Source organism: Pseudomonas sp. COR18 (assembly GCF_048568395.1).
In the GTDB taxonomy this organism is placed as follows: domain Bacteria; phylum Pseudomonadota; class Gammaproteobacteria; order Pseudomonadales; family Pseudomonadaceae; genus Aquipseudomonas; species Aquipseudomonas fuscovaginae_B.
Genome location: NZ_CP183808.1, coordinates 6,647,899 through 6,673,650, shown reverse-complemented (window position 1 = coordinate 6,673,650; position 25,752 = coordinate 6,647,899). Strand labels below are relative to the sequence as shown.

Annotated in this window: 21 protein-coding genes, 1 tRNA gene and 3 pseudogenes; 13 read left to right on the top strand and 12 right to left on the bottom strand. The window is 61.0% G+C overall.

The features are described from left to right. Positions 1-5: 5 nt before the first annotated feature. Complete coding sequence (locus tag ACM62G_RS29905; protein ID WP_419736308.1) at positions 6-1,424, top strand: Y-family DNA polymerase; 1,419 nt, start codon at positions 6-8, stop codon at positions 1,422-1,424. Then, a complete protein-coding gene (locus tag ACM62G_RS29900; protein ID WP_419736307.1) occupies positions 1,421-4,501 on the top strand; it encodes an error-prone DNA polymerase in 3,081 nt (1,026 codons plus the stop codon). The genes ACM62G_RS29905 and ACM62G_RS29900 overlap by 4 nt, the downstream gene beginning before the upstream one ends. 69 nt (positions 4,502-4,570) lie before the next feature. Here ACM62G_RS29900 and ACM62G_RS29895 read toward each other — a convergent pair whose 3' ends face one another. Beyond that, positions 4,571-4,795 (bottom strand): YgdI/YgdR family lipoprotein, encoded by a 225-nt coding sequence (locus ACM62G_RS29895; protein ID WP_054061542.1) that lies wholly within the window; start codon positions 4,793-4,795, stop codon positions 4,571-4,573. 132 nt (positions 4,796-4,927) lie between these two features. On the opposite strand from ACM62G_RS29895, the gene ACM62G_RS29890 reads away from it, so the two are divergent. After that, entirely contained in the window at positions 4,928-5,626 is a 699-nt protein-coding gene (locus ACM62G_RS29890) for a glutathione S-transferase N-terminal domain-containing protein (protein ID WP_273825661.1), read from the top strand. Positions 5,627-5,650: 24 nt separating this feature from the next. On the opposite strand, the gene ACM62G_RS29885 is transcribed toward ACM62G_RS29890, so the two are convergent. Beyond that, on the bottom strand, positions 5,651-6,490 hold the full coding sequence (locus tag ACM62G_RS29885; protein WP_419736306.1) for an NAD-dependent protein deacetylase: 840 nt from the start codon (positions 6,488-6,490) through the stop codon (positions 5,651-5,653). A gap of 141 nt (positions 6,491-6,631) precedes the next feature. Between ACM62G_RS29885 and ACM62G_RS29880 the strand changes: the two genes are divergently transcribed. Further along, entirely contained in the window at positions 6,632-7,087 is a 456-nt protein-coding gene (locus ACM62G_RS29880; protein WP_054057944.1) for a GNAT family N-acetyltransferase, read from the top strand. Positions 7,088-7,092: 5 nt separating this feature from the next. On the opposite strand, the gene ACM62G_RS29875 is transcribed toward ACM62G_RS29880, so the two are convergent. Next, positions 7,093-7,437 carry an FKBP-type peptidyl-prolyl cis-trans isomerase gene (locus ACM62G_RS29875; RefSeq protein WP_273825663.1) on the bottom strand — a complete coding sequence of 115 codons (345 nt, stop codon included), beginning with the start codon at positions 7,435-7,437 and terminating at the stop codon, positions 7,093-7,095. Positions 7,438-7,821: 384 nt separating this feature from the next. Here ACM62G_RS29875 and ACM62G_RS29870 point away from each other — a divergent pair, with 384 nt between their 5' ends. The 4 genes from ACM62G_RS29870 to ACM62G_RS29855 all read left to right on the top strand — a co-directional run bounded on the left by ACM62G_RS29870 (position 7,822) and on the right by ACM62G_RS29855 (position 12,305). Continuing rightward, on the top strand, positions 7,822-8,898 hold the full coding sequence (locus tag ACM62G_RS29870) for a diguanylate cyclase domain-containing protein (RefSeq protein WP_419736305.1): 1,077 nt from the start codon (positions 7,822-7,824) through the stop codon (positions 8,896-8,898). Between the two features lie 152 nt (positions 8,899-9,050). Continuing rightward, positions 9,051-10,070, top strand: a complete 1,020-nt coding sequence (locus ACM62G_RS29865; protein ID WP_054057947.1) for a branched-chain amino acid aminotransferase — start codon at positions 9,051-9,053, stop codon at positions 10,068-10,070. Positions 10,071-10,227: 157 nt separating this feature from the next. Next, complete coding sequence (locus tag ACM62G_RS29860; RefSeq protein ID WP_416773083.1) at positions 10,228-11,448, top strand: putative DNA modification/repair radical SAM protein; 1,221 nt, start codon at positions 10,228-10,230, stop codon at positions 11,446-11,448. Beyond that, positions 11,445-12,305: a TIGR03915 family putative DNA repair protein gene (locus ACM62G_RS29855; RefSeq protein WP_419736304.1), complete on the top strand. Its 861-nt coding sequence runs from the start codon at positions 11,445-11,447 to the stop codon at positions 12,303-12,305. Before ACM62G_RS29860 ends, ACM62G_RS29855 begins: the two co-directional genes overlap by 4 nt. A 25-nt stretch (positions 12,306-12,330) precedes the next feature. Here ACM62G_RS29855 and nfsB read toward each other — a convergent pair whose 3' ends face one another. Beyond that, positions 12,331-12,987, bottom strand: coding sequence for an oxygen-insensitive NAD(P)H nitroreductase (gene nfsB / locus ACM62G_RS29850; protein WP_273825667.1), 657 nt, complete (start codon positions 12,985-12,987; stop codon positions 12,331-12,333). 106 nt (positions 12,988-13,093) lie between these two features. On the opposite strand from nfsB, the gene ACM62G_RS29845 reads away from it, so the two are divergent. The 4 genes and pseudogenes from ACM62G_RS29845 (at position 13,094) to ACM62G_RS29830 (ending at position 16,425) form a co-directional block, all read left to right on the top strand. After that, complete coding sequence (locus ACM62G_RS29845) at positions 13,094-14,011, top strand: LysR family transcriptional regulator (RefSeq protein ID WP_273825668.1); 918 nt, start codon at positions 13,094-13,096, stop codon at positions 14,009-14,011. Between the two features lie 261 nt (positions 14,012-14,272). Next, a tRNA-Leu gene (locus ACM62G_RS29840) sits at positions 14,273-14,359 on the top strand. Between the two features lie 319 nt (positions 14,360-14,678). Further along, positions 14,679-15,461, top strand: a pseudogene (locus ACM62G_RS29835) (IS256 family transposase); the annotation flags it as partial. A 181-nt stretch (positions 15,462-15,642) separates the two neighbouring features. Next, complete coding sequence (locus ACM62G_RS29830; RefSeq protein ID WP_273825669.1) at positions 15,643-16,425, top strand: EAL domain-containing protein; 783 nt, start codon at positions 15,643-15,645, stop codon at positions 16,423-16,425. 242 nt (positions 16,426-16,667) lie between these two features. Here ACM62G_RS29830 and ACM62G_RS29825 read toward each other — a convergent pair whose 3' ends face one another. The 4 genes from ACM62G_RS29825 to ACM62G_RS29810 form a co-directional block, all read right to left on the bottom strand. Then, a complete protein-coding gene (locus tag ACM62G_RS29825) occupies positions 16,668-17,237 on the bottom strand; it encodes a hypothetical protein (RefSeq protein WP_419736303.1) in 570 nt (189 codons plus the stop codon). After that, positions 17,231-18,346 (bottom strand): AAA family ATPase, encoded by a 1,116-nt coding sequence (locus ACM62G_RS29820; RefSeq protein ID WP_419736302.1) that lies wholly within the window; start codon positions 18,344-18,346, stop codon positions 17,231-17,233. Before ACM62G_RS29820 ends, ACM62G_RS29825 begins: the two co-directional genes overlap by 7 nt. Further along, on the bottom strand, positions 18,343-18,684 hold the full coding sequence (locus ACM62G_RS29815) for a hypothetical protein (RefSeq protein ID WP_206542439.1): 342 nt from the start codon (positions 18,682-18,684) through the stop codon (positions 18,343-18,345). The genes ACM62G_RS29820 and ACM62G_RS29815 overlap by 4 nt, the downstream gene beginning before the upstream one ends. A gap of 367 nt (positions 18,685-19,051) precedes the next feature. Beyond that, entirely contained in the window at positions 19,052-19,588 is a 537-nt protein-coding gene (locus ACM62G_RS29810) for a hypothetical protein (RefSeq protein ID WP_419736301.1), read from the bottom strand. A gap of 148 nt (positions 19,589-19,736) precedes the next feature. Between ACM62G_RS29810 and ACM62G_RS29805 the strand changes: the two genes are divergently transcribed. Beyond that, positions 19,737-20,288: a hypothetical protein gene (locus ACM62G_RS29805; RefSeq protein ID WP_273825673.1), complete on the top strand. Its 552-nt coding sequence runs from the start codon at positions 19,737-19,739 to the stop codon at positions 20,286-20,288. 123 nt (positions 20,289-20,411) lie between these two features. On the opposite strand, the gene ACM62G_RS29800 is transcribed toward ACM62G_RS29805, so the two are convergent. From ACM62G_RS29800 to ACM62G_RS29785, 4 genes and pseudogenes are all read right to left on the bottom strand, one after another. Further along, positions 20,412-21,947, bottom strand: a complete 1,536-nt coding sequence (locus ACM62G_RS29800; protein WP_419736300.1) for a diguanylate cyclase — start codon at positions 21,945-21,947, stop codon at positions 20,412-20,414. Positions 21,948-22,259: 312 nt separating this feature from the next. Then, positions 22,260-22,706: pseudogene (locus ACM62G_RS29795) on the bottom strand (methyl-accepting chemotaxis protein); the annotation flags it as partial. A gap of 99 nt (positions 22,707-22,805) precedes the next feature. Then, positions 22,806-23,492: pseudogene (locus tag ACM62G_RS29790) on the bottom strand (PAS domain-containing protein); the annotation flags it as partial. Between the two features lie 234 nt (positions 23,493-23,726). Beyond that, on the bottom strand, positions 23,727-25,637 hold the full coding sequence (locus tag ACM62G_RS29785; RefSeq protein ID WP_419736299.1) for an ATP-binding protein: 1,911 nt from the start codon (positions 25,635-25,637) through the stop codon (positions 23,727-23,729). Between the last annotated feature and the right edge of the window lie 115 nt (positions 25,638-25,752).

The window sequence follows — 25,752 nt, the reverse complement described above, 5'->3', positions numbered from 1 at the left end:
TTGGCATGCGCTGGGTCTGCATCGTGTTCCCGCAATTGGCGCTGGACGGTGTGCTGCGGCGCATCCCCGAGCCCGATGCGCCACTGGCGCTGCTGAGCGGTTCGCCGCAACGGCGGGTGCTGCAGGCGGTGAACGCCTCGGCCCGGGCCCTGGGCCTGCGCCCCGGACAATCGCTGACGGCCGCCCATGCGCTGACCAAGGCGTTCGCCACGGCCGAATACGACCCTGCCGAGATCGAGCAGTGGCAGCAGTTGCTCGCCGCCTGGGCCTACGGTTTCAGTTCCCAGGTCAGCCTGCGTTATCCCCGGGCCCTGCTGTTCGAAATCGAGTCCAGCCTGGGCCTGTTCGGCCCCTGGCCGCAGTTGGAGGCGCGCCTGCGCAGGGAGTTGACCGAACTGGGTTTTCGTCACCGGATCGTGGTTGCGCCCCATCCGGCGGCGGCCCGGGTGTTGGCCAATGCCTACGATGGCCTGGCCCTGGCCGACGAGGCCGCCCTGCGACAGGCCCTGGGGCAGTTGTCCATCGACCGGGTCGGGCTGGAGCAGGGCGCGGCCACGGCCTTGTCACGCATGGGCCTGCGCACCCTGCAGCAGGTGCTGGCGTTGCCCCGGCACAGCCTGGCCCGGCGCTTCGAGGCGTCGCTGCTCAAGCATATCGACACCCTGCTGGGCGAGCGGCCGCTGGTCCTGGCGTTCTACCAGCCGCCGGATCGTTTCGCCGCGCGGATCGAACTGAACTTCGACGTGACGTCCCACCAGGCCTTGCTGTTTCCCCTGCGGCGGTTGACCGGCGACCTGGCGGCGTTTCTCTGTGGCCGCGACAGCGGTGTGCAGCGCTTCGACATGCTGCTGGAACATGCCGAAGGCGCCGACACACGGATCAAGGTCGGTCTGCTCAGTGCCGAACGTGACCCGGCGATGCTGTTCGAACTGGCCCGTGGGCGCCTGGAGCAGATCCAGGTCGAGTCGGCGGTGCGCGGTTTTCGTCTGGAGGCCGAGGACCTGCCGGCGTTCGTCCCCCAACACCGCGAGCTGTTCGACGAACGCCCGCAACAGTCCTTGCCCTGGGAGCAACTGCGCGAACGCCTGCGCGCCCGGCTGGGCGACGAGGCCGTGCAGGGCCTGTGCTTCCAGGCCGACCACCGTCCCGAATGCGCCTGGCAGCCGCTGGCCGCCAGTACGCCGGGCCCACTGTCTCAGGCCGGGCCGCTGCGTCCGGGCTGGTTGCTCAGGGAACCGCTGCCGCTGCCCGAGCAGGCGGCGCGGGTGTTGCTCGGGCCGGAACGCATCGAGTCGGGCTGGTGGGACGGCGCGGATGTGCGCCGCGACTACTATCGGGTCGAGATCCGTGGCGGCCGGCAGGGCTGGGCCTATCGTCCGGCAGGTGAGGGCGGCCCGCTGCTGCTGCAGGGCTGGTTCGCATGAGTGGCGAATACGCCGAATTGCATTGCCTGTCGAACTTCAGCTTCCAGCGCGGTGCTTCCAGTGCCCGGGAACTGTTCGAGCGGGCTCGGGAGCAGGGTTATCAAGCCCTGGCGATTACCGACGAGTGCACCCTGGCCGGTATCGTGCGTGCCTGGCAGGCAGCGCAGGACACCGGCTTGCCGCTGATCATCGGCAGCGAGATGCGGATCGCGAACGGCCCCCGTGTCGTCCTGCTGGTGGAGGACCTGGCAGGGTACCAGGTGCTCTGCCGGTTGATCACCCAGGCCCGGCGGCGGGTGGAGAAGGGCCGATACCAGGTGCTGCGCGAGGATTTCGAACAGGCGCTGTCGGGGCTATTGGCCCTGTGGCTACCGGGCCCGGACCTGGCCGAGGCCGATGGGCGCTGGTTGCGCGAGCGTTTTCCCGAACGGCTGTGGCTGGCGGTGGAGCTGCATTGCGGCGAAGACGATGAAGGGCGCCTGGCCCGCCTGCAGGCCCTGGCCGCGACACTGGCGATCCCTGCCGTGGCCAGCGGCGACGTGCATATGCATGTGCGCAGCCGCCGTGCCTTGCAGGACACCATGACCGCCATCCGCCTGCACGTGCGCGTGGCCGATGCCGGGCAGCAGTTGTATGCCAATGGCGAACGGCATTTGCGCAGCCTCGATGTCCTGCGCGGTCTCTATCCGCCAGCCTTGCTGGCCGAGAGCCTGGTGATTGCCCGGCGTTGCCGCTTTACCCTCGACCAGCTGAATTACCAGTATCCCCGCGAGCTGGTACCCGAGGGGCAGACTCCGGCTTCCTGGTTGCGCCACCTGACGGAGCAGGGGCTTCGCCGACGCTGGCCCGAGGGGATCAGCCAGCGGGTCCGGGATCTGATTGAAAAGGAACTGAAGCTGATCGCCGAACTGGACTACGACAGCTATTTCCTGACAGTGCAGGACATCGTCCAGTTTGCCCGTAGCCAGGGCATCCTCTGCCAGGGTCGTGGCTCGGCGGCGAACTCGGTGGTCTGTTATGCCCTGGGGGTCACCGAACTGAACCCGGATCGCACCAACATGCTGTTCGAGCGCTTCCTGTCCCGCGAGCGCAACGAGCCGCCGGACATCGACGTCGACTTCGAGCACGAACGCCGCGAAGAGGTGCTGCAGTACGTCTTCCGTCGTTACGGCCGCGGGCGGGCGGCATTGACCGCGGTGGTCAGCACCTATCACGGCGCGGGGGCGGTGCGCGATGTGGCCAAGGCGCTGGGCCTGCCCGCGGACCAGGTCAATGCCCTGGCCGATGCCTGCGGCCGCTGGAGCGACGAGCCGCCGTCGGCCGAGCGGCTGCGGGAAAACGGCTTCGACCCCGACAGCCCGGTGTTGCGCCGGGTGCTGGGGTTGACCCGGCAACTGATCGGTTTTCCCCGGCACTTGTCCCAGCACCCGGGCGGCTTCGTGATTTCCGAGCAGCCGCTGGACACCCTGGTGCCGGTGGAAAACGCCAGCATGGCCGAGCGGACGATCATCCAGTGGGACAAGGACGACCTGGACAAGGTCGGGCTGCTCAAGGTCGATGTACTGGCCCTGGGCATGCTCAGCGCCCTGCGCCGCTGTTTCGACCTGGTGCAGCAGTATCGCGGCGGGCCGCGCTGGACCTTGGCGAGCATTCCGGCGGACGATGCGGCGACCTACGAAATGATCGGCCGGGCCGACACCATCGGTGTGTTCCAGATCGAGTCGCGGGCGCAGATGTCGATGCTGCCGCGGCTCAAGCCGAAGAACTTCTATGATCTGGTGATCGAGGTGGCGATTGTCCGTCCGGGGCCGATCCAGGGTGGCATGGTGCATCCGTACCTGCGTCGGCGACACGGCCATGAGCCCGAGACCTATCCGTCAGACGATCTCAAGGGAGTCCTGAAGCGGACCAGGGGCGTGCCGCTGTTCCAGGAGCAGGTGATGCAGATCGCGGTGGTCGCGGCAGGCTATACGCCCGGCGAGGCCGACCAGTTGCGCCGCTCCATGGCGGCCTGGAAACGCCACGGTGGGCTTGAACCCCATCGTCAGCGACTGGCCGATGGCATGGCGGCGCGTGGCTACAAGCCGGAGTTCGCCGCGCAGATCTTCGAGCAGATCAAGGGCTTTGGCAGCTACGGTTTTCCCGAGTCCCATGCCGCCAGTTTTGCCCTGCTGACCTACGCCAGTTGCTGGCTCAAGTGCCATGAGCCGGCGGCGTTCGCCTGTGCGCTGATCAACAGTTGGCCGATGGGCTTCTACAGTCCGGACCAGATCCTCCAGGATGCCCGGCGTCACCGCTTGCGGATTCGTCCGGTGGATGTCCGCGCCAGTACCTGGGATTGCAGCCTGGAGCCGGACGAGGGGCCGCAGCCGGCGCTGCGCCTGGGGCTGCGGATGATCCGCGGGTTTCGCGAGGAGGATGCGCGGCAGATCGAGGTGGCCAGGCAGTGCAGGGGCTTTGCGGATATTGCCGACCTGATCGAGCGGGCGCGGCTCGATGGCCGGACCCGCGAGCTGCTGGCGGATGCCGGTGCCCTGCGTGGCCTGGCGGGCAATCGTTACCGGGCCCGCTGGGAAGTGGCCGGGGTCGACCCGCAACTGGGCCTGTTCGCCGGCTTGTCACGGGAGGCCGAGACCGCGGTGGCCCTGCCGCGGCCAAGTGTCGGCGAGGACCTGCAGGCCGACTATGCCAGCCTGGGCACGACCCTCGGACCGCATCCGCTGGCCTTGCTGCGTGGGCAACTGCGTGCCTTGCGCTGCCGCAGTTCGCGGGAACTGCTGGCGCTCGAACATGGGCGACCGGTGAGCATCGTTGGCCTGGTGACCGGCCGCCAGCGTCCGGGTACGGCCAGCGGCGTGATTTTCGTCACCCTGGAAGACGAGTTCGGCAACACCAACGTGGTGGTCTGGCGCGACCTGGCCGAACGCCAGCGACAGGTGCTGGTGGGTTCGCAATTGCTGAGGGTGGATGGGCGCCTGGAAACCGAGGGCGAGGTGCGCAATGTGATTGCCGGACGCCTGAGCGACCTGAGTCCGATGCTGGCGGACATCACCGTGCGCAGCCGGGATTTCCGCTGATCTTTCTGGCCTTGCGCGACCCTCTCTGCGAGCATGGCTTGCCCGCGAACAGCCCCCGGAGTCGACGCCTCAATCCTCCGCCTTGACCGTCGCGACATCGTCGGCCTTGACCCGCACCTTCTTCCCGGAGATGTCCCGGAACTCATAGAACCCATCGGCACCGTGGGTCTTCGGCATGTCCCTGGTCAGGTACTGGGTGCCGTTCTGCAAGGTCACGACCGTGGGCGTCGAGCAGCCGCCCAGGGCCAGCAGGGCTGCCGTCAACAGTGACAGGCTCAGGGTTCTCGCTTTCATGGGTATCTCCAGACTCACGGGTTGATGATCATCCGTATCGCAAATTGCCGGCTCAGACAGGGTGAGCGGGCCCGCAGGCTGTGCCTATAATCGGCTCGAACGTTGTTCCCAGTCGCCAGCCGGAAGCCTTTCATGACCGATCTTTCGTCGTTCGCCATCACGCAAAAATGGCCCGCTCAACATCCAGACCGCCTCCAGCTGTATTCGTTGCCGACCCCCAACGGCGTCAAGGTGTCGATCCTGCTCGAAGAGCTGGGCCTGCCCTACGAGCCGCACCTGGTCAGCTTCGCCACCAACGACCAGTTGACCCCGCAGTTCATGTCGTTGAACCCCAACAACAAGATTCCTGCCATTATCGACCCGGATGGCCCGGGCGGCCAGCCGTTGCCGCTGTTCGAGTCCGGGGCGATCCTGGTCTATCTCGCCGAGAAGACCGGTCGTTTCCTCTCCGTGGACCCGGCGACCCGCTATGAAACCCTCCAGTGGCTGATGTTCCAGATGGGCGGAATCGGCCCGATGTTCGGCCAGCTCGGCTTCTTCAACAAATTCGCCGGCAAGGACTACGAGGACAAGCGGCCACGCGACCGTTATGTCGCCGAAAGCAGGCGACTGCTGGGGGTGCTCAACCAGCGTCTGGAGAACCGCCGCTGGATCATGGGCGACGACTACAGCATCGCCGATATCGCCACCTTCCCATGGATTCGCAACCTGATCGGCTTCTACGAGGCCGGCGAGCTGGTGGGCATCCAGGACTTCTCCCACGTCACCCGCGCACTGGAGGCGTTCCTCGCCCGGCCGGCGGTGATCAAGGGGCTGACCATTCCGGGTTGAGTCGACAGTGCGAAGCCTGGCCGGTCAGCCCAGGTGTTCGGCAAGCAAGGGCAGCAATTGCTCGCAGGAGGCTGCGAACTTGTAGTCCAGCAGTTCATCGGCGCGGGTCTTGCCCAGGTTGATGGCAATCAGCGGCTTGCCGCGTTCGGCCACGCGCTTGCACAGGCGAAAGGCCGAATAGGCCATCAGCGACGAGCCGACCACCAGCAGCCCCGCCGCCTGCTCGGTGCAGGCCAGGGCGCGGCTGGCGGTCGCCGGGGCGACGTTTTCGCCGAAGAACACCACATCCGGTTTCAGCCGCTCGCCCTGGCAGTGGGGGCAGCGGGGGACCTGGAAGTCCGACTCGAAATGGGCATCGAGCAGGGTGTCGCCATCGGGCGCCTGGTCCGCCTCGATCTCCAGCAGATAGGCGTTCTGTGTTTCCAGCGCGTGCTGCACGGCATCGCGCTCCAGGCGGATGCCGCAATCCAGGCACAACACCTTGTGCAGGCTGCCATGCAGCTCGATCACGTCATGGCTGCCGGCCTGGTCGTGCAGGGTATCGACATTCTGCGTGATCAGGCCGCTCAGGTGCTGGCCCGCCTGCAGATTGGCCAGCGCCCGGTGGGCGGCATTCGGCCGTGCCTGGCGCACCCGTGGCCAGCCGAGCATGGCCCGGGCCCAGTAGCGACGGCGGGCCTGGGGCGAACCGAGAAACTCCTGGATCATCATCGGCGCCTTGCCCCGGCGTACGCCGGCGCTGTCGCGGTAGTCGGGGATGCCGGAGGAGGTGCTGATGCCGGCACCGGTCAGCACCAGAAAGGGTTGCCCGGCCATCAGGGGCAGCAGGGTTTCCAGGGCGCTGTCGACTTGCGGGTCGGGCATGAGGTCATCTCCGGTGGGCGAAAGGCGGGCGGCAAACCAAGCATAGTCGCAGGGTTTCCCGGGGAACAAGCTTGCCCTTGCGCACTGGTCGCGGCGCGTAGGATAGTGCCTTCAGTGAACGGATGCTTGAGGTTCAGCCCCATGGTGTACAGCATTCGCCTGGCCCGTGACGAGGATGCCGAAGCCATCAGCCAGGTGATCATCCAGGCACTGCGTGAGAGCAATGCCGCGGATTATCCGGCAGCGGTGATCGACCGCGTCGAACAGCGCTTCGGCCCGCAGGATGTGCGCAGCCTGCTGGGCATTCGGAGCATGCTGGTGGCCCAGCAGGGAGAGCGGATCATCGGCACCGCCAGCCTCGATGGCGAGGTGGTGCGCAGCGTGTTCGTGGCGCCGCGGGCCCAGGGCTCCGGCGTCGGCCGGGCCCTGTTGGCCGAGGTGGTCCGGCTGGCCCGGGAGGCGGGTGTCGGGTGGTTGAAGGTGCCCTCGACGGTGACCGCCGAAGGCTTTTACGCACGGCTGGGGTTCGAGGCTGTGCGTGATGTCTGGCACGGCGAGGAACGCACCATCGTCATGCAACTGCGGCTGGTCGCCTGAGCGCCTCAATCGTCGCGGGTCAGCACTTCCAGCAGTTCGATCTCGAACGTCAGGTCGGCACCGGGCGCCACCCGCGAGCCCATGCCGCGCTCGCCATAGGCCAGGTGCGCCGGCACGAACAGCCGGCGCTTGCCGCCGACCTTCATGCCCATCAGGCCGATATCCCAGCCCTTGATCACCCGGCCGGTGCCGATCACGCACTGGAACGGCTTGCCGCGGCTGTAGGAAGAATCGAATTCGCTGCCATCGGCGAGCGTGCCGCGGTACTGGGTGGTGATCAGCGCGCCCTTGACCACAGCCTTGCCGTCGCCTTCGAGCAGGTCGGTGACCTGCAGTTCTGTCTCTGTCATGACTTCTCCAGGGGGGCTACCCCATGAATGATTTCCAGCTCGGCGCGCCGAGGGCGTGGTGGATGTCGAGCAGGGTGATTTCGCCGAGCAGGCGGGGCGTGGCGGTCCGTTCGGATCAACACAAGCAACATGCGGGAGAGGCGACTGTTATTGCGGGTGAAAAACAGCGTGCAGGTATAGCAAAATCGACTCTCTCGAACAAGAAGAGTGACGGGCGTCGACGGGCTGTCTTTACGCGGCGCTTGCCGGCGGCCGGCGTGACCTCGGTCGAGGGTCGAGGCACATTGCCACTAAACCGCTATGGCGCACCTTGAGCATGGATTAAGATAGCCACTGGCTATTTACCTTTTGCGTGCCCATGTTCAAGTTGACTGGTTTTCACGGATGAGCGAGTGGATCGAGGCGTTTGTCGCGGTGTCGATGGTTGCCCTGATCGTCGTGTTCTGGTGGCGCGGGCGCCAGGCTCGCCGGGAGCTGGCCGAGTGCCGGACGCTCTTGCACCGGTTGAGCGAGTGCAACCGGCGCGGCGAGACCGGTGACGATGCCGAGCGTTTCCGGCGCAGCCAGTATTTCGCCCGGATCGGCACCTGGGACTGGGATGTCGATACCGAGAAGCTCTACTGGTCGGAAGCCATCTACGGCATGTTCGGCTACAAGGTCGACGAAGTGGTGCCGTCCTACGAACTGTTTTGCGCCAGCGTGCACCCCGATGACCGGGACAGGGTACGTGCCGGCGAGTTGCGCTGCATCGAGACCGGTGAGAACCACGATGAGGAATACCGGGTGATCTGGCCGGATGGCAGTATCCACTGGCTGCGCGAGACCGGTAACGTGGTGAAGAACGTCCACGATTCGGTGGTCAAGATGATGGGTGTGGTCCGCGACATCACCGAGGAAAAGGCCTGGGCCAGCCAATTGCATACCCTGGCCCACAACGATGCCCTGACCGGGCTGCCCAATCGCCTGGTACTGGAGGAACGGCTGTCCCGGGCCCTGGAGCGTGCCCGTGATGGCGGAACGCGGGTGATCCTGGTGTTTCTCGACCTGAACGGCTTCAAGGAAATCAACGATGCCCATGGTCACGCCGCCGGCGACCAGATACTGATCGCCACCGCGAACCGCCTGAAGAACCTGATGCGGGTCTCCGATACCGTGGCGCGCATCGGCGGCGACGAGTTCGTGCTGATTTTCGAGGGGTTGGCGCAACAGGGGATTGGCCTGTCGGAAGAGATTCATCGCCTGTGTGGGAAGGTGCTGATCGAGCTGTCGGTACCGATCAGCCTCGACGAACAGCCGATTCGTATCGGTTCCAGCCTGGGCGTGGCGGTTTTCCCCGATCATGCCGTGAGCATGGACACCCTGATCCACATCGCCGACCTGGCGATGTACGACGCCAAGCGCAGTGGCAACAACCAGTATCGCCTGGGCCGATCGGCCGTGCTGGCGGCCGGTATCGACTGAATATCAGCACGTCGTGGGAACCACGCATAAACGCATGTAGGACATGCACATCGTCCAGGCTGCGATTTCCTGTCCGAATAGAGTATTGTGGTGGTCTGCGCAAAAAAGTCATAAACCCGGGGTATCCGGGCAGTTATCAGATTGAGGGTGTCATGGGTCAGGAAAGCATCAACTGGGACAAGCTGGGTTTCGACTACATCAAGACCGACAAGCGCTACCTGTCTTACTTCCGCAAGGGGGAGTGGGACAATGGCGTGTTGACCGAAGACAACGTCCTGCACATCAGCGAAGGCTCGACCGCGCTGCATTACGGCCAGCAGTGCTTCGAGGGCCTGAAGGCCTACCGTTGCAAGGATGGTTCGATCAACCTGTTCCGGCCTGACCAGAACGCCGCACGCATGCAGCGCAGCTGTGCCCGCCTGCTGATGCCGGCGCCGTCGACCGAAGCCTTCGTCGAGGCCTGCCGCCAGGTCGTCAAGGCCAACGAGCGTTTCATTCCGCCGTACGGCACTGGCGGTGCGCTGTACCTGCGTCCGTTTGTGATCGGCGTGGGTGACAACATCGGCGTGCGTACCGCACCGGAGTTCATCTTCTCGATCTTCTGCATCCCGGTCGGCCCGTACTTCAAGGGCGGCATGAAGCCGCACAACTTCGTGATCTCCAGCTACGACCGCGCAGCCCCCCAGGGCACCGGTGCAGCCAAGGTCGGCGGCAACTACGCGGCCAGCCTGCTGCCGGGCTCCGAAGCCAAGAAAAATGGCTTCGCCGACAGCATCTACCTGGATCCGCTGACCCATTCGAAGATTGAGGAAGTGGGTTCGGCCAACTTCTTCGGCATCACCGCCAACAACGAGTTCGTCACGCCGAAGTCGCCTTCGGTACTGCCGGGTATCACCCGTCTGTCGCTGATCGAGCTGGCCGAATCGCGCCTGGGCCTGAAAGTGGTGGAAGGCGATGTGCTGATCGACAAGATCGGCGACTTCACCGAAGCCGGTGCCTGCGGTACCGCCGCGGTGATCACGCCGATCGGCGGCATCGAATACCAGGGCAAGCTGCACGTGTTCCACAGCGAAACCGAGGTCGGCCCGGTGACCCAGCGCCTGTACAAGGAACTGACCGGCGTGCAGACCGGTGACATCGAGGCGCCAGCCGGTTGGATCGTCAAGGTCTGATCGACTACTGAGCCCGGCTGTCTGAAAGCCCGGGGCGAGTGATCGCCTCGGGCTTTTCTGTTTTTGCGACGTGCTGAACGGGCCTTTTGCCGGGTGGCGCTTGCATGTGGCGTGATCTCGGAATACTGTATGGATAATCAGTATTCGAGTATGTCCCATGCAACTCATCGCCAAGCTCGGCATTCTCGCCGACGCCGCCAAATACGATGCCTCGTGCGCCAGCAGCGGCGCGCCCAAGCGCAGTTCCCGTGGCCGTGACGGGCTCGGTGCCACCGACGGCATGGGCATCTGCCATAGTTTCACCCCGGACGGCCGCTGCGTCTCGCTGCTCAAGGTGCTGCTGACCAACTTCTGCCTCTACGATTGCCAGTACTGCGTCAACCGCCGTTCCAGCAATGTGCCGCGGGCACGGTTCACGCCGGAGGAGGTGGTGCGCCTGACCCTCGATTTCTACCGGCGCAACTGCATCAGCGGGCTGTTCCTCAGCTCCGGCATCATCCGCTCGGCCGACTACACCATGGAGCAACTGATCCGGGTGGCGCGGCTGTTGCGCGAGGAGCACCAGTTCCGTGGCTACATCCACCTCAAGACCATTCCCGACGCCGACCCGCTGCTGATCGAGGAGGCCGGGCGCCTGGCGGACCGCCTGAGCGTGAACATCGAGCTACCCACCGAGGCCAGCCTCAAGCGCCTGGCGCCGGAGAAGCGGGTGACCACCATCCGCCAGGCCATGGGGACCATACACCTCGGCCAGCAGGCGGTGGCGGGCGAGGCCAGGGCGCCGCGTTTCACCCCGGCCGGGCAGAGCACCCAGGTGATCGTCGGCGCCGATGCCACGGACGACCGCACCATCCTGCGCAACGCCGAATCGCTCTACCAGGGCTATGGCCTCAGGCGCGTCTACTACTCGGCGTTCAGCCCGATCCCCGACAGCCCCGACAGCGTACCGCTGGCTGCGCCCCCCTTGCTGCGTGAACACCGCCTGTACCAGGCCGACTTCCTGATGCGCGGCTACGGCTACAAGGCGGGCGAACTGCTGGAACAGTCGAGCAACCTGGCGCTGGACATCGACCCCAAGCTCGCCTGGGCGCTGGCCAACCGCGAGGTCTTTCCGCTGGATGTGAACCGTGCCGAACCGGCGTTGCTGGCGCGCATTCCGGGGATCGGCCTGCGCAGCGTGCAGCGCATGGTCGCGCTGCGGCGGGAGCGGCGCATTCGCTACGACGACCTGATCCAGCTGCGTTGCGTGCTGGACAAGGCCCGGCCGTTCATTGTCACCAGCGACTATCGGCCGTCCCAGGCGGAAGCCTGCAGCGGCCTACTGCGCAGTCGCTTGCGCGAGCCCCAGGCACCCCTGCAGATGGGGTTGTGGGGATGATCGCGCTGGACTGTGACGATGATTTCGCGACCTGGCGTGACCAGGCGCGGGTGCTGCTCGGTCATGGTATCGACCCGGTCGACGTGACCTGGAGCCAGGGGCCGATGGCCGACCTGCTGGCCGGATCCACCCCGTTGCCCACGGGCCCGGGGGTGTTCTGTGCGCGGGTGCCGGCGGCCTTGCTGGCGCATCTCGAACAGGCCGCCCGCTACCGTGGCGAGCAGCGCTGGAATCTGCTCTATGAGGTGCTTTGGCGGGTCGCCCATGGCGACCGCACCGCCATGCTCGCCGGCGACCGCCTGGGCAGCGAGTTGCAACGACGGATCCGCCAGGTCGGTCGCGAGGCCCATCACCTGCATGCCTTCGTGCGTTTCGTGCCGCTGCCCGAGGCCCTGGCCGAGCGGCTGCAACTGGACCTGGTGGCCTTCCATGAGCCGGCCCATGACATTCTCGCCAGTGCCAGCGGGCATTTCGCCGAACGAATGGGCCGGCAACGCTGGCTGATCGCGACGCCGCGTGATGGCATCCGTTTCGATGGCGAAACCCTCGACTACCGGCGCCACTGCCCCGAGCAGTGGCGCCAATGGGCCCGGCATGCCGATGATCCCGGTGCTGAATTGTGGCTGACCTACTACCGGCACATTTTCAACCCGGCCCGGGTCAATCCCGATGCGATGCGCCAGCACATGCCGGGGCGTTTCTGGCGGCATCTGCCGGAAGGGCCGCTGATTCCCCGGCTGGTGGGGCAGGCGCGACAGGGCAAGCAGCGCGACGGGCAGGCGCAGGAGGTGGGGTTGCAGGAGGGCAAGCGGATTGCGGGCCGCAAGGGCTCGCCAGGCCATGGCCTGGCAAGCTGAGGCAAACCGGTTTGGCTGAGCCCGATCAGTCGAGGTGAGTGAACAGATAGTCTTCCGGCAGGCGCGACTTCGGCAGGCTGGCATTGAAGTCGCTGTCGCTGCGATAGCCCAGGCAGACCAGTACCACGCTGGTGAGGCCTTGTGCATGCAGGTTCAGTTCGGCATCCACCGCCTTGGCATCGAAGCCTTCCATCGGCGTGGCATCGATACCCAGCGCGGCGGCACCGAGCAGCAGAGTGCCAAGGGCCAGGTAGGTCTGCTTCTCCATCCAGTGCTGCAGGTCTTTCTGCTCATAGCGGTGCAGGTCGACGAAGCCCGAGCGGATCTGTTGCTGGCCGCTTTTGGCGGTATCGCTGGCGAAGCGTCCGTCGGCCTGTTCCTGCTGCAGCACCTTCTCCAGGTGGCTGTCGCTCATGCCGGTGCGGGTACAGAGGGCGATCACGTGGGAGGCATTCAGTATCTTCGGTTCGTTGTAGGCGAAGCGTCCCTCGGCGCCCTTGGCCAGGCGCGCCTTGCCCTCGGCGGTGGAGGCCACGATGAAGTGCGAAGGTTGCGAGTTGACCGATGAAGGGGCGTTGCGCAGCAGGGTCAGCAGTTCGTCGATGGCGGCCTGGGGAATGCGTTTCGAGGCGTCGAAGGCCTTGGTGGTGTAACGCTGGGCGGTGATGTGCGCGAGGTTCATCAGGAACTCCATGGAAGCGGGATGAGGGATTGGCGCTGATTCTGATCTTCGTGCTCGGAGAGATAAAGGGGTAAGATCGGTTAGCTCTTTCACTCCCGGTGTGAAAATGATCCGATTCGATGACCTGGCGCTTTTCGTTCGCTCCGCCGCCCTGGGCAGCTTCTCCAATGCCGCCCGCGAGGTGGACCTGCTGCCTGGCCAGGTCAGCGCGGCGATCCAGCGCCTGGAACGTGAGCTGGACATCTGCCTGTTCGCCCGCTCGACCCGCAGCCTGCGCCTGACCGCCGAAGGCGAGCGCTACCTGCCGTATGCACGCGGTGTGCTGGAGACCCTGCGCGAAGGGCGCGAGCAACTGCATGTCGAGTGCCTGGAGTTGCAGGGTACTCTGCAGATGGCGGTTTCCTCCGACCTCGGGCGCAACCTGCTGTCACCCTGGCTGATCGAGTTTCGCCGCCTGCATCCGCGGTTGATTCTGCGCCTGTCCGTCTCCGACCAGATTTCCGACGTCTTCCGTGATCCCGTCGATGTCGCGATCCGTTACGGTCAACTCGAGGATGCGAGTTTCGTCGCCTTGCCCCTGGCGGAAAATCGCCGGGTGCTGGTGGCGGCCCCGTCCTACCTGAAAGCCCACGGGCGCCCGCGCAGCCTCGATGAGCTGGCCGGACACAATTGCCTCTGCTACGTGCTGCAAGGTCGCTACTACGACAAATGGGCGTTCTACAAGGACGGCCAGCGCCGGGACGTCTCGGTGACGGGCACGCTGTTCAGTGACGATGCCGATGTGGTGCGGCACTGGGCGCTGGCGGGTGAGGGCATCATCTACAAGGCCTGGCTGGAAGTACGCGCCGATATCGCGGCCGGGCGCCTGGAACTGTTGCTGCCCGAATATCATGGCGAGAGCACCCGGCTGCAGTTGGTGTGTCCTCATCGTCGGCAGATTTCCGCCTCGGTGCAGGCCCTGTATCAGTTTCTCCAGGGAAAATTCCGTGAGTTGGATCGGCAGGGACCGATGCTGCCGCCCTGAAAACGGGTAGTGCCGGCAATGAAAAAGCGGGAAGATGACGGGCAAGTGTTTCCCTGATTCACCGCTTCATCCGAATCAGAACGCAATCCCTTGAAAATCATAAGCTTGCGAAATGTGTCGAATACGGGAAATTGGCGCCGGTGAACTTGCTTCAAGGGGAGGGGATGTATATATTCGTGCCCTTGTCGCACCGGTACCGAGAGGCCTTGAGCTTCTCCAGCTCCGCATGAGCCGCCGTGTCGACCGCTTCACCGCGCTGCCGCCCGAATGGCGAAATTGGTAGACGCATGGGACTTAAAATCCCCCGTTCGAAAGGACGTGCCGGTTCGACCCCGGCTTCGGGCACCATCTCAGATTCCATAGAGCGCTTACGAGATCTCTGGAACCCCCGAAAAACCTGCCTTCTGGCGGGTTTTTTCGTTTTTGCCTTCCATCAGATTCCAGGCCTGTACACGGAAATCCAGCCGTTTAGGGGTACAACAGCCAGTTCGATAAAGGGGGTGTACCCTTATGTCGCGTACAACTGTTCCGCTTTCTGATGATCGTGTCCCGAGAAGTGGTGTAACTGAACCAACCGAAGGCGCCCTGCGGGCGAAAGAGGATGGTCATCGTGGTTCTTGGCTAACGTTGAGTTTGCGAAGACCTAACGAACACCAGGGAAATCACGATGCCCAAGCCCACTATCGCATTGACCGAGTTGGTTGAGAAAGGGGCAGACGCTGATCTGCTCAAGCAAATGATCCAGTACGTCGCTCAGCGCATGATGGACCTCGATGTCGAAGGCCTGTGCAACGCCGGCTTCGACGTCAAAAGCCCTGACCGGACAAACAGCCGCAACGGCTACCGTGATCGCCTCTGGCAAACCCGCACCGGTGATGTTGATCTGAAGATTCCCAAGCTGCGCCAAGGCAGCTATTTCCCAGGCTTCCTGGAGCCACGGCGCATTGCCGAAAAGGCCATGGCAGCGGTCATTCAGGAGGCTTACATCCAAGGCGTCTCGACGCGTTCGGTCGATGAACTGGTCAAGGCCATGGGCATGACCGGCATCTCCAAGAGCCAGGTGTCACGGCTGGCTGGCGAGATCGACGAACGCGTCCACGCCTTTCTCGACCGCCCCCTCGAAGGCGACTGGCCCTACCTCTGGATCGACGCGACCTACGTCAAAGTGCGGGAGGCCGGGCGTATCGTTTCGGTCGCCGTCATAATCGCCGTGGCCGTGAACACCAATGGTGGGCGTGAAATCCTGGGCATGCGGGTCGGTCCATCGGAGGCAGAGCCGTTCTGGACGGACTTCCTGCGCAGCCTGATGCGACGGGGCCTGCGGGACGTAAGGCTGGTGATCTCCGATGCCCACGAAGGCCTCAAGGCCGCCGTTTCCAAGGTTTTCCACACCACCTGGCAGCGCTGCCGCGTGCACTTCATGCGCAACGTCATGGCCCATGTCGGCAAGATCCTGGTCACCACGTTATGCTGACCCTCTGTATCGAACCGTCGTCGACTATCAATCGCACAAGGCCGAAAACGTTTGGGCAGTCAGTCCATCCGTCGATGGATTGGACGGGAAGAGATTGGCTTAATGTGCATATTCGAGCATCCTGCACAGACATACTTCCTGATCTCGACGATATTCTATGAGCAAGCCTGTTTTTCCCCAGCCCTTTTTAGCGATTGGTTGCTCCCAATGTCGTGATCTTGCCAGCCTGGATTTCGAAATTACCATGGCATTCCAGCCCATAATCCATGTGCCCTCAGGCAGACCGTTCGCCTATGAGGCACTGGTTCGCGGTCTGAAGGGCGAAAGCGCTGGGGAAATTTTGGCCAAGGTATCCCCCGACAATTTGTACCGCTTTGATCAGGCCTGTCGCGTGAAAGCCATCGAGCAAGCGGCTGCACTGGGGTTGGGGCGGCAGACAGACTGTAAGTTGAGCATCAACTTTCTGCCAAATGCCGTCTACCGTGCCAACACTTGCATTCGGGCTACCTTAGAGGCAACTCGAACATTCAACTTCCCCGCCAACCTGCTCATGTTCGAAGTGACCGAGGGCGAGCGGATCGAAGACACCGAGCACTTGAAGTCAATCTTCAAGGAGTACGAGCGACAGGGCTTCACCACTGCAATAGATGATTTTGGCTCGGGTTACTCAGGGCTGAATCTACTCGCAGAGTTTCAGCCTGCTGTACTCAAGCTAGATATGGCACTCACTCGGGGAATCAATCAGGATTTGGTTCGCCAAGCCATCGTCGCCGGCATCGTATTGGTGGCCAAGCGATTGGGCATTACGCTTATTGCCGAAGGGATTGAGACTGACGAAGAGAGCCAAGCTTTGGTGGCGCTGGGTATTGATTTGATGCAAGGTTATTTATTTGCTCGGCCTCAGATAAATGGGTTGCCGTTGTTTGAGCGGCTTTCTTGATCTTATTCTGATAGAACAGCTTGACTTAACCTTCGTGAACCCAGTGCGGATTAATCACCAGGCTTTTGGCATCCGTTGTCTCGGAGTCGTCCCAAGCAAGCGGAGCGAGCCGGCCCCGGACGGGCCAGAGGCATGGGGATGCAAGCGAGCCCCAAGGGTCGCAAACTCGCCAAAGCAGCTTGCGGTTTACGACAGGTCATACGGCCTCGAGCCAGTGCATCGTCACGTCTGGCACTGGGCGGTCACCGGTTATTGCGAAGGAATTCAATCAGCTCCCGTGCACTGGGGCAGGAAGGGTGAGCCGATGAGTGCTCGACGCTGAATCCCCAGTGTGTGACAGCCTTTTTGGCAAAAGCGACTTTGCTGCCAGGCCCTCGAGCACCTCGCTGTGCAGCAACCTGCTTGACTCTCTCCCAGGGTTTTTCTGCTGTTTGCTCCGGCGCTTCTTCAAAAAAATCATCAGTTTTCAGCCAGGCGTTCATGGCCTGGGTGTCTGCCAGGAACCAAGCCTCCAGTGCCTTGACGGCCACAAACGCAAAGCGAATGCGCTGATGGGACACCCGGTCTCTGACCGTCTGCACATGAGCTTCATCCTCCAAGTCCGTGAGGATGAAAATCTCTTGCGCCCCCGCTTCATCCAGTCGATCGACAAACGCTTCGATGTTATGGGGTAGCAGGTTACCCCCACCGTTCGCATCGACCACCGGCGTGACCAACTCGTAGCCGCAGGACTGCAACAACGTTCTGAATGACAGCGACTCAACGACGATTCTTTCGCTGGCGCCCTCCACGATAAAACCGGCCTTTACCATGGTAATCCTCCGTCAAAGAGGTTGGTCAGCCAGGCCGTATCGAGAGGGATCTGAGCTTTCTTAACACCCGCGTTTGAAGCGGCTTGACTGCGGGTCTTACCGTCCTGCTTACTGACGAAATAGAGCTCTGTGGTCTCCAGGCTGCGGACAATCGACTCACTGTGTGTGGTCAGAAAAACAGGATGTTTGACTGAAGCGCTATCGCGCATCAGTTGTACCAGCTCACCAATGGCTTTGGGATGAATGCCGCGTTCTGGCTCCTCAATGATGGTGATACCCGTCTTGCTCGTACGACTTAGTACGGCAGTCAGAATGCACAGCACATAGATCGTGCCATCTGACACCAGCTTTGCCGGAAAGCGTGTTTTTGTTCCTGACTCCTTGAAGGTAATGACCGTCGATCCATCCAAGCGTTGCTTCTCAGTGGAGAGGCTTTCCATTCCGGGGACGATCAGCTCCATCCATTCCAGGACTTGGTCCCTGAAATCAGGGTCCTTCTCAAGGACAGTCAGCATGGACGTAACATTCTTCCCTTGAGTGTCCAGCTCGGTGGTATCGGTGGTCGAACTATCCGGCTCCTTCGCCGCCATCGGATCAATACGGAACACCTTGGTATTGGTCAAAAACGCACGAAGTGGACTCTGCCCCAACAGCATCAGTGCCGCCAGATCCTGCGGGTAGTCAGGCAGGCTTTGGAGACCCGTCGACTCGCCCATTTGGACTTTTAAATCCGCCCCCGGACGTCGATCAATCAACAGTTTGCCATCCACCTTCAACATCTCTGCCAACTGAGGTTTCTTGTCCAGGGAGCGGATCGTGAGGCTGTAATCGTGGAGGTTGCCATCCAGCTCAACCTCCATGGAGAAACTGATGCTGGTGCGCAGCTCCTTGCGGTACTTGTAACAGTGAATCTGAGAAAAGCCTCCAAACTGCGTCCTGGCCTGTGACGCACCGAATTTGACGACTGCCCCCATGAATGCCAGAGCATCGGCAATGTTGCTTTTCCCAGAGCCATTGGCACCTGCAAATACCAGAAACGGCGAGACATCCTTAAGCTGAAAATCAGCCAAGCTCTTAAAGCCTTTTATGTGCAGCTTCTTGATATTCATGAGGTTTCCTGTCGATCATTCTGAGCTTCAGTAGGCGTCGGGTTTGCCCCGTCAAAGGGGGCCTGAAGAGCCTTTCTGACACCGGCTCGCTTCAACACCTCTCCCCAAGACTCAATACGAAATTCGGGACCTTGCTTCACAATACGTGTGCCGAACTCTAGGTTGAGTACTCGCACGTAGTCGTCAATCTTGCCTTTGCTAAGCCCCGTCAACGCCGCAACGCTGGTAGTCGTCGCACGCTCCAGGCGGTCGATCGCGGCCAGGGTCACAAACAGCCGTCCAGCATGCCCCTTGGGATACTGAGGAACGCCATGCTCATTCACTTCGTATTCGCTCATACGGGTCACATCTGTTCCACTAAACGGAACTATAAAGCCGGTCGGCAGGCACGTCGAATAGTTTCTCGATCGATACGACAGTGAGCTCGCTGCGATGCGGACCTTGCGCTCCCATAGAGCTTGGGCCTCATCATGCAGCGTTGTGTATGATCAGGGGGGCCCTGACCATGATGATGGACGGGAACCGGCTCGCTTACCTCATGCAGCGGTACAACTGGACAAGACCGCATCAGCACAACGGCTTCGTACCGCCGGCGGTTGCGGAAGAAAAACTCAATTCTGTGTCCGGGATGAGTTGACCACTACAATCTCGACTGACGGCCAGAGCAGAGGAACGCTACCCATTCCTCCGCTCCAGCTGCGTTCTCTAAAAATCGAAACGCTGGTCAAACACTTTTTGCTCACCGATCGCTACGGTGCATTGGCGGGCCACTTCAACCGGCGTCACTTTCCCCAGCAACGACACCAGCGACTTGTAGAACACCTTGTCGCAGGCGGCGTCTTTGCTGAAGGGCTGGGCATTTCCGGCCGCGTCGGCGGTAATTCGGCAACCGGCCACCAATTCGGCGGGCAACTGGTTCAAGAGTACCGGCTTGGAACCTGAGCCCTGCAATTGCATCAGCTCATCGCACCCACCTTTGGCCGGGCCTTCCTTGATGGTTTTGGTGAAGGCTACGCGTTGGTAATCCGTACCGGTGAACAGCACCTGGTCGTTGACAGCCACTCGGTATTGCGAGGGTTTGAAGGCGATGGACTTGATGCAGAACTGCGTGGTGACCGGTTTTCCGTTGACCTCAGTGGTGGACGACTTGCAGCCTGGGGTGGCCTGGGTGAAGGTGGTATCGGGCGAGCTGACGCAACCGGCCAGTGAGAGCAGACACACACCGAACAGCATTTTTTTCATGGGACTTCCTGTGCTCAAACACACCGCCTCCAGCGGACGGCTTCGGGCGCGTATCATACCTGTGCAGCGGGGCCCAAAGGCGCAAAAAAGCGAGGTTGAGGGTTTTATCAAGGGCTCAGCATTTCACTGGCCCAAAAGGATATGACACATGAAGACGGACCTGCTCAACGATTTCTCGACGCTGTTTGCCTATTGCTGGTACCGCGACTTCCCCCTGGATGGCTACAGTCGGGACTGGGGCTCGACCTCGGATTGGAACATCCATACCGGCTACACCGTACGCCGGGTCGCCGACCTGATGGGGTACTACGCTCATTTTGAATCCAGTGGCCGGACCGATGCGGTGATCCGCGATTCGCACAAGGGCGCGGTAGTCTTTGCCGAGTGGGAGTGGACGACGCCTCGCGAGTACCGAATCAACGAGCCGAAAAAGCTCTCTGATGCGGCCCTCAAGGAACGCCCCCAGTTCTGTTTTCTGTTCAGCTATGCGCCCACGGGCACCATCGAAAAACAGCTGGCTTACATTGAGCAATACTGGGAGGCCGACGTTCCGCTGCTGGTCACGCTGATCGAGTACGAAGGCGTCAACAAGCGGATCTTCAAGACAATGGTCATGTACCGCCTGGACCACGGCACCTGGAGTCACGTGAGAGAGCAGCAGGCGCTGTCATGGGATGTGGCGGGGACACGATGGGCCTAGTACGGGTGAGGCCTCACCTTATCGTCGGGAAAAGCCGCAATAGTCCCCTCGGTCGGCGGGCTGTTGGTGAAGATGATCTTCCGGCGTGCTGCTTGGTGGTGTTGGACCCCGGCAGCCGCTCTGCTACACCTCGGCAAGCTGGACTTGATCTCTACCACTTGATTTGGCTCTGTACATCGCGGTATCGGCACGCCGGACGAAGGCGTCAAACGATTCTGATGGAGTCCACGTCGCAACGCCGAAGCTACAAGTCACCTGTCCAATATCGTCAAACGGCAGGTTGCTTATCAGAGCTCGAAGCTTTTCTGCCAGCAGTCTCGTATCGTCCAGTTCGGTATCCGGGCAGATCAATGCAAACTCTTCTCCGCCCGTTCTGCACAACAGATCGGTTTTGCGTGTGGCCGAACGTATCCGTGTGCACAACGACTTCAGAACGTTATCACCCCACTGATGGCCGTAGCGGTCGTTGATCTGTTTGAAGTGATCGACGTCAAACATGATCAGCGACAGAGGGCGGTATTGCACGGTAGCCTCGACGAGCAGGCTTTCCATCAATTCTTCGAAGTATCGGCGGTTATAGACGCCGGTCAGGTGGTCGGTGATGTTCAACAGACGCAAGTCTTGTGTGCGTTCATCAACCAGCAAGAGCGCACGGGCGCGCTGCGTGATCAGCATGTACACCATCGAGGTCAGCAGCAGTGTCAGCCCTGCTCCGAACACGATGATCAGGTTGGTGGACAGGGCGTAGCTGTTGCTGAGCAGAAAGGCCGAGCTGGGTCTGAACTGGATCAGGTAATTCTGGTCGGCTACTTTCAGCAGCCGCTGCGCGTACAGCCCTGAAGGGGCAGCAGGGGTCGAGCTGTGATAAATGGTTTCCCCTTGATGCTGCGTGTCGCTCAATGAAAGCGTCACGTTCAGTCGTTGCAGACTTGGCAATGGAATCCCTTGTTCCATCAAAGAAGCCAAGCGCACGGTGGAGACAACGAATCCCTGCAAATCATCATCGTTCAAGGAAGCCTTGGGGGACTCGCTGAAGACAGGTGCGACAAAGAAAATTCCCGACTGCCCATTGGTCATTTCCAACGGTTCCGACACGGCTATTTGACGTGTTTCTCGTGCCTTGCTCATCAAGGCTTGGCGGCCCGGGCGAGCCAGAACATCCATCCCGGGCATGATCGTTACGTCATCGCGCTTCAATAAGTAGAGCAATATCAAGTGTTCCGGCCGGTGGGTGAGGGGGGCTCTCTCGCCGGTGACGGGATTCATTTCATGATATGAAAAATCACTGGTGCCGTTACCAAGCGCCTTGGCGCGAAAAGCCTGGAGGTCCTTCTCGAGAATCCTCGGTACCCAGCCATAGGATTCGTCCTCTCCGACCAGGGGCGTGACGAATCCCAAAAACTCCCTTTCAGTGACATCGTCGGCGTTGATAAAGAAACGCCTCACAACATCCAGTTTCAGGACCTGGGTATTAAAGCGTCGTTGCAGGCGACTGAATCTCTCGTCGACCTCCAGCTCAAAAGCAACGCTAACGGTACGCTGCTCTGACCTTTCGAACAGAGTCAGTACCAGAAAGGTGATGGCCAGCCCTGCCAGGCACACCAATCCGCACAGGATGACGTCTGCTGCTTTGAGTGCGTTCTGACGAGTAGACATCATTTTGTGTTCCTTGCTCATCGTCAAAAACAGCGTGCAGTGACTGGAGTGCTTTTGGAGTATCGGCACGCTTGCCGTTATCTTTATGAACAAGGTGTTGGAACAAGACACTTCATGAAGGTGTACAACCCGTGAGCATGCATTACGAGCGCTTCAATAGCCTGCATCGTCAGGGCCACTGAGTGGCCTGCTCTTGGGTCAAGGTGGAAATGCCTTGGTGAAGTCATCGGCGGGCTTGCCCGCCTGATGACGTGGGTAATGAGTGCCTGGGCGTCAGTACCGCAGTGATGGGAGGACCGCTACAGTATTTTGCTGTCACCCCTCGTTAGAGAGATGGTTGGCAAATCTTCCTACCGCGCTGACCACTTCTTGTGCTCCTGACTGGATCTCGACGATGACGTTTCCTGCCTGGCTGGCCAGTGAAAGCCCTATTTCCGCTTGCCGACGGCTTTCACTCATGCTGGTCACCGCCTCCGCCACCAGGGCATTGTTTCGTTGGACAACTTCGACAATTTCTTCCGTTGCGGTACTGGTTCTTCCTGCCAGTTTTCGAACTTCGTCCGCAACGACTGCAAACCCGCGACCCTGGTCGCCCGCGCGAGCGGCCTCGATGGCAGCATTCAGGGCCAGCAGGTTTGTCTGTTGCGCGATACCTCCAATCGTCGAAACGATAGAGGTGATCAGGTGTGACTGATGACCAAGGGCTTCAACGCCCTCTGAGGCGTTGGAGACCTGCGCGACTATCTTGTTCATCGTGTCAACGGTGTCCTGAACGGCTTCCGCACCTTTTTTGGCCGAACTGTCCGTTTTGCGCGAGACCTCGTAGGCAATCCCGGCCGCCGAGCTGACTTCCCTTTCCCGGTTTACCTGGTCGGTGATGGCTGTGGCAAATTTCACGATTTTGTAGAGTTTGCCGGTAGTGTCGCGAACGGGGTTGTAGGAAGCCTCCAACCAGAGTTCTCGGCCTGAACTGTCAATTCGCTTGAATCGTTCGGCGACAAAATGACCGTCATTCAGCCTTTTCCACAGTTCCTGGTAGGCGGGTGAGGAGGCATATTCGGGGTCGCAGAATATCCTGTGGTGTTTTCCTGATAGGCTCTCGAGCGAATACCCTACGGTATTCAGAAAGTTCTGGTTGGCATTGATTATTGTGCCGTCCAGGTTGAACTCAATGACTGCCGTTGATCTATACAGCGCTTGAATGAGCTCTTCGTTCTCTCTTGACTTGTTTACATTCTGCGTCACATTGCAGCCATAGGCTGTCATGTGGGTAACGCTGCCGGTCTCGTTTTTGACAGGGCACCACATGGCTCTCATCCAAACCATCTGGCCGTTGGCTGCAATGTACCGATATTCATCTGTAACGCTTGTGCCAAGGCTCATGGCTTTTTGAAAGTTCTTGAAACAAGGCAAGTCTCTTACGTAACTGGGCGTGAGATTTCCCAGGGGGTTACCTAAGAGCTTGTCTGGATCGTGGCCAACAAAGCTGGAGAAGTTGCTGTTGACGGCCGTGATGATCATGTTGCGATCAACTGTAACTTCCAGCATCTCGTTTTTTATGAGATTTTGTCTGCTGCGGAGCTCGTTAATCTCCTCCTTGAGTAGCTGTAGCTCCTTTTTAAGGTGAGAGTTAAACATTTTTCACTTCCGCATCGTTAGCTGGTTCCATTTTATCGGAAGATTTCACAGAAAGTTTAATCGTTCGGCGTCGTGGTAATAGTATGGCTAGCTATTTTCCTGGCTTGCAGGTGAATCGATGATCCCCCCGACGAAGCCGTCGGGCTAACTGAGCAGTCGTTCAACGCCTGTCTTGAACTCCTGAATGGTAAAGGGCTTTACCAGCAGCTTGGCCTTGCCCTGCTGTTCGTGAATACGGGTGGTGGCATCGACGAAACCTGATATGAACAGAATCTTGAGGGCGGGTCGCATTGCCCATGCAGCCTTGGCGACGTCGTGGCCATTCACATTACCGGGCAATATGATGTCCGTCACAATCAACTGCAGATTCTGTAGCTCATTGATCTGCTGTAGAGCCTGACTGGGTGTACTCGCTTCGACCACCTGGTAGCCCATGTCCTGCAATGCCTCTCCGACCAGTTCGCGTATGGCGGCCTCATCGTCGAGGACCAGCGCCGAGCCCAGGTTCGTCTGTCCGGCCCTATCGATCCTGTCGACGGGGGTATCTTTCGCAGCCGGCATCACGCCGCTGTATACCGGCAAGAACAGGCTGACCGAGGTGCCTTCACCCAACACTGATTCGATTTGCGCATGCCCGGATGCCTGACGTATGAAGTCCTGCACCACCGAGAGTCCCAGGCCGGAACCCGAACCCAGCGGCTTGGTGGTGAAAAACGGCTCGAACGCATGCTCGGCCACACTGGCCGGCATGCCCTGGCCGGTGTCCGTGACCCGTATCTGCACATAGTCACCCCTGTGCAGATCGGAACCCGGCGGGGGAGCGTCCAGAGTCAGCCTGAGCACCTCGACGGTCAGGCAACCGCCGTTGGGCATGGCATCGCGTGCGTTGATGCACAGGTTCAACAGGGCATTTTCGAATTGATGGGCATCGCAGTAGCACAGGGCTGAGCCTGAGGCTGTCAGCAACTGGAATTCAATCTGCGGTGTCAGCGTTCTGGCAATCAGCTCTTTCATGCCCTCCATGAGCAGGGCGGGGTCGACCGTTTCACTCGCCAAGGGTTGCTTCCTGGCGTAAGCCAGCAGCCGATGTGTCAGTGAACTGGCCCTGTGGGTGGCGTCTCTGGCCAGCGTGACATAGCGCTCGACTTCACCGAATCGCCCCTGGAGGAGGCGCTGCTGGATCATCTCCTGGGTACCATTGATGATGGTGAGCAGGTTGTTGAAGTCGTGCGCCAGCCCCCTCGTCAATTGTCCGAGCGATTCCATTTTTTGACTCTGCTGCAACTGGGTGCTGACCCGTTCCAGTGCCTGCTGTCGCTCACGGTAGAGGGTGATGTCCCGTGCGATAGCAAAATATAGGCCTACACGCTCCGCGATTCTCCAGTTCAGGAGCAGGGGCTGGCCATTGCTGCGCACACTCTGGGTATCGAGTTCCGCTATGGGGCGATTACCGAGACTGCGCAACGCGTCCGATAACTGTGCCGGTGAAATCAGACTGGAAAACGCGCCTTCCCTGAGTTGTTGCTCGCTCCAGCCGGTTTCGACCTGCCAGGCGGGGTTCATCGTCAGCACTTCACCGCTCTCGGACAGCGTGCAGATCAGATCGGGAGATGCCCTCCAGATACCATCGCGCTCATCCGTGCGCCGTTGCACTTCGCCTTCAAGGTTTTTATTGACCTTGTCCAGTGCTCTGAGGCTGCGTCGCAACAGGGCGCAGACGATGGCTATGCCCAAGGTGACCAATCCGAAATTCAGGCTGTTGAGCCACGTCGTCGGGTCGTCGTCAAAACCGATCGGTCCTATGAAGAAATATTGTGCCGCCAGCACTGCCAGGACGCATCCCAGTACGGAGGGTCCTACACCAAACCAGAAGCCGATGAACATCAAACCGGGTATGAAGAATAGGTAAGGGAGCGCCGAGGCTGACATCTGCGCGCGCGCAACGCCGCACAACGCAACCACCAGCACCGCCCCCAGGTAGCGTGTCGGGCGCTTGAGATGAATTCGTTCCAAACGTTGAAGAACGTCTACGGCCCGTCTAAAAAAACTGGACAAGAATGACTCCGGTGTTGAGGTTTCTGGCCATCATCATAGCTGGCAAGCGTCTAGGGCGCTGCCTGGAGGCTTTCCCCGTCAGTAACGGTCTGGCATTAGTTCCTTTGAAGGAGCA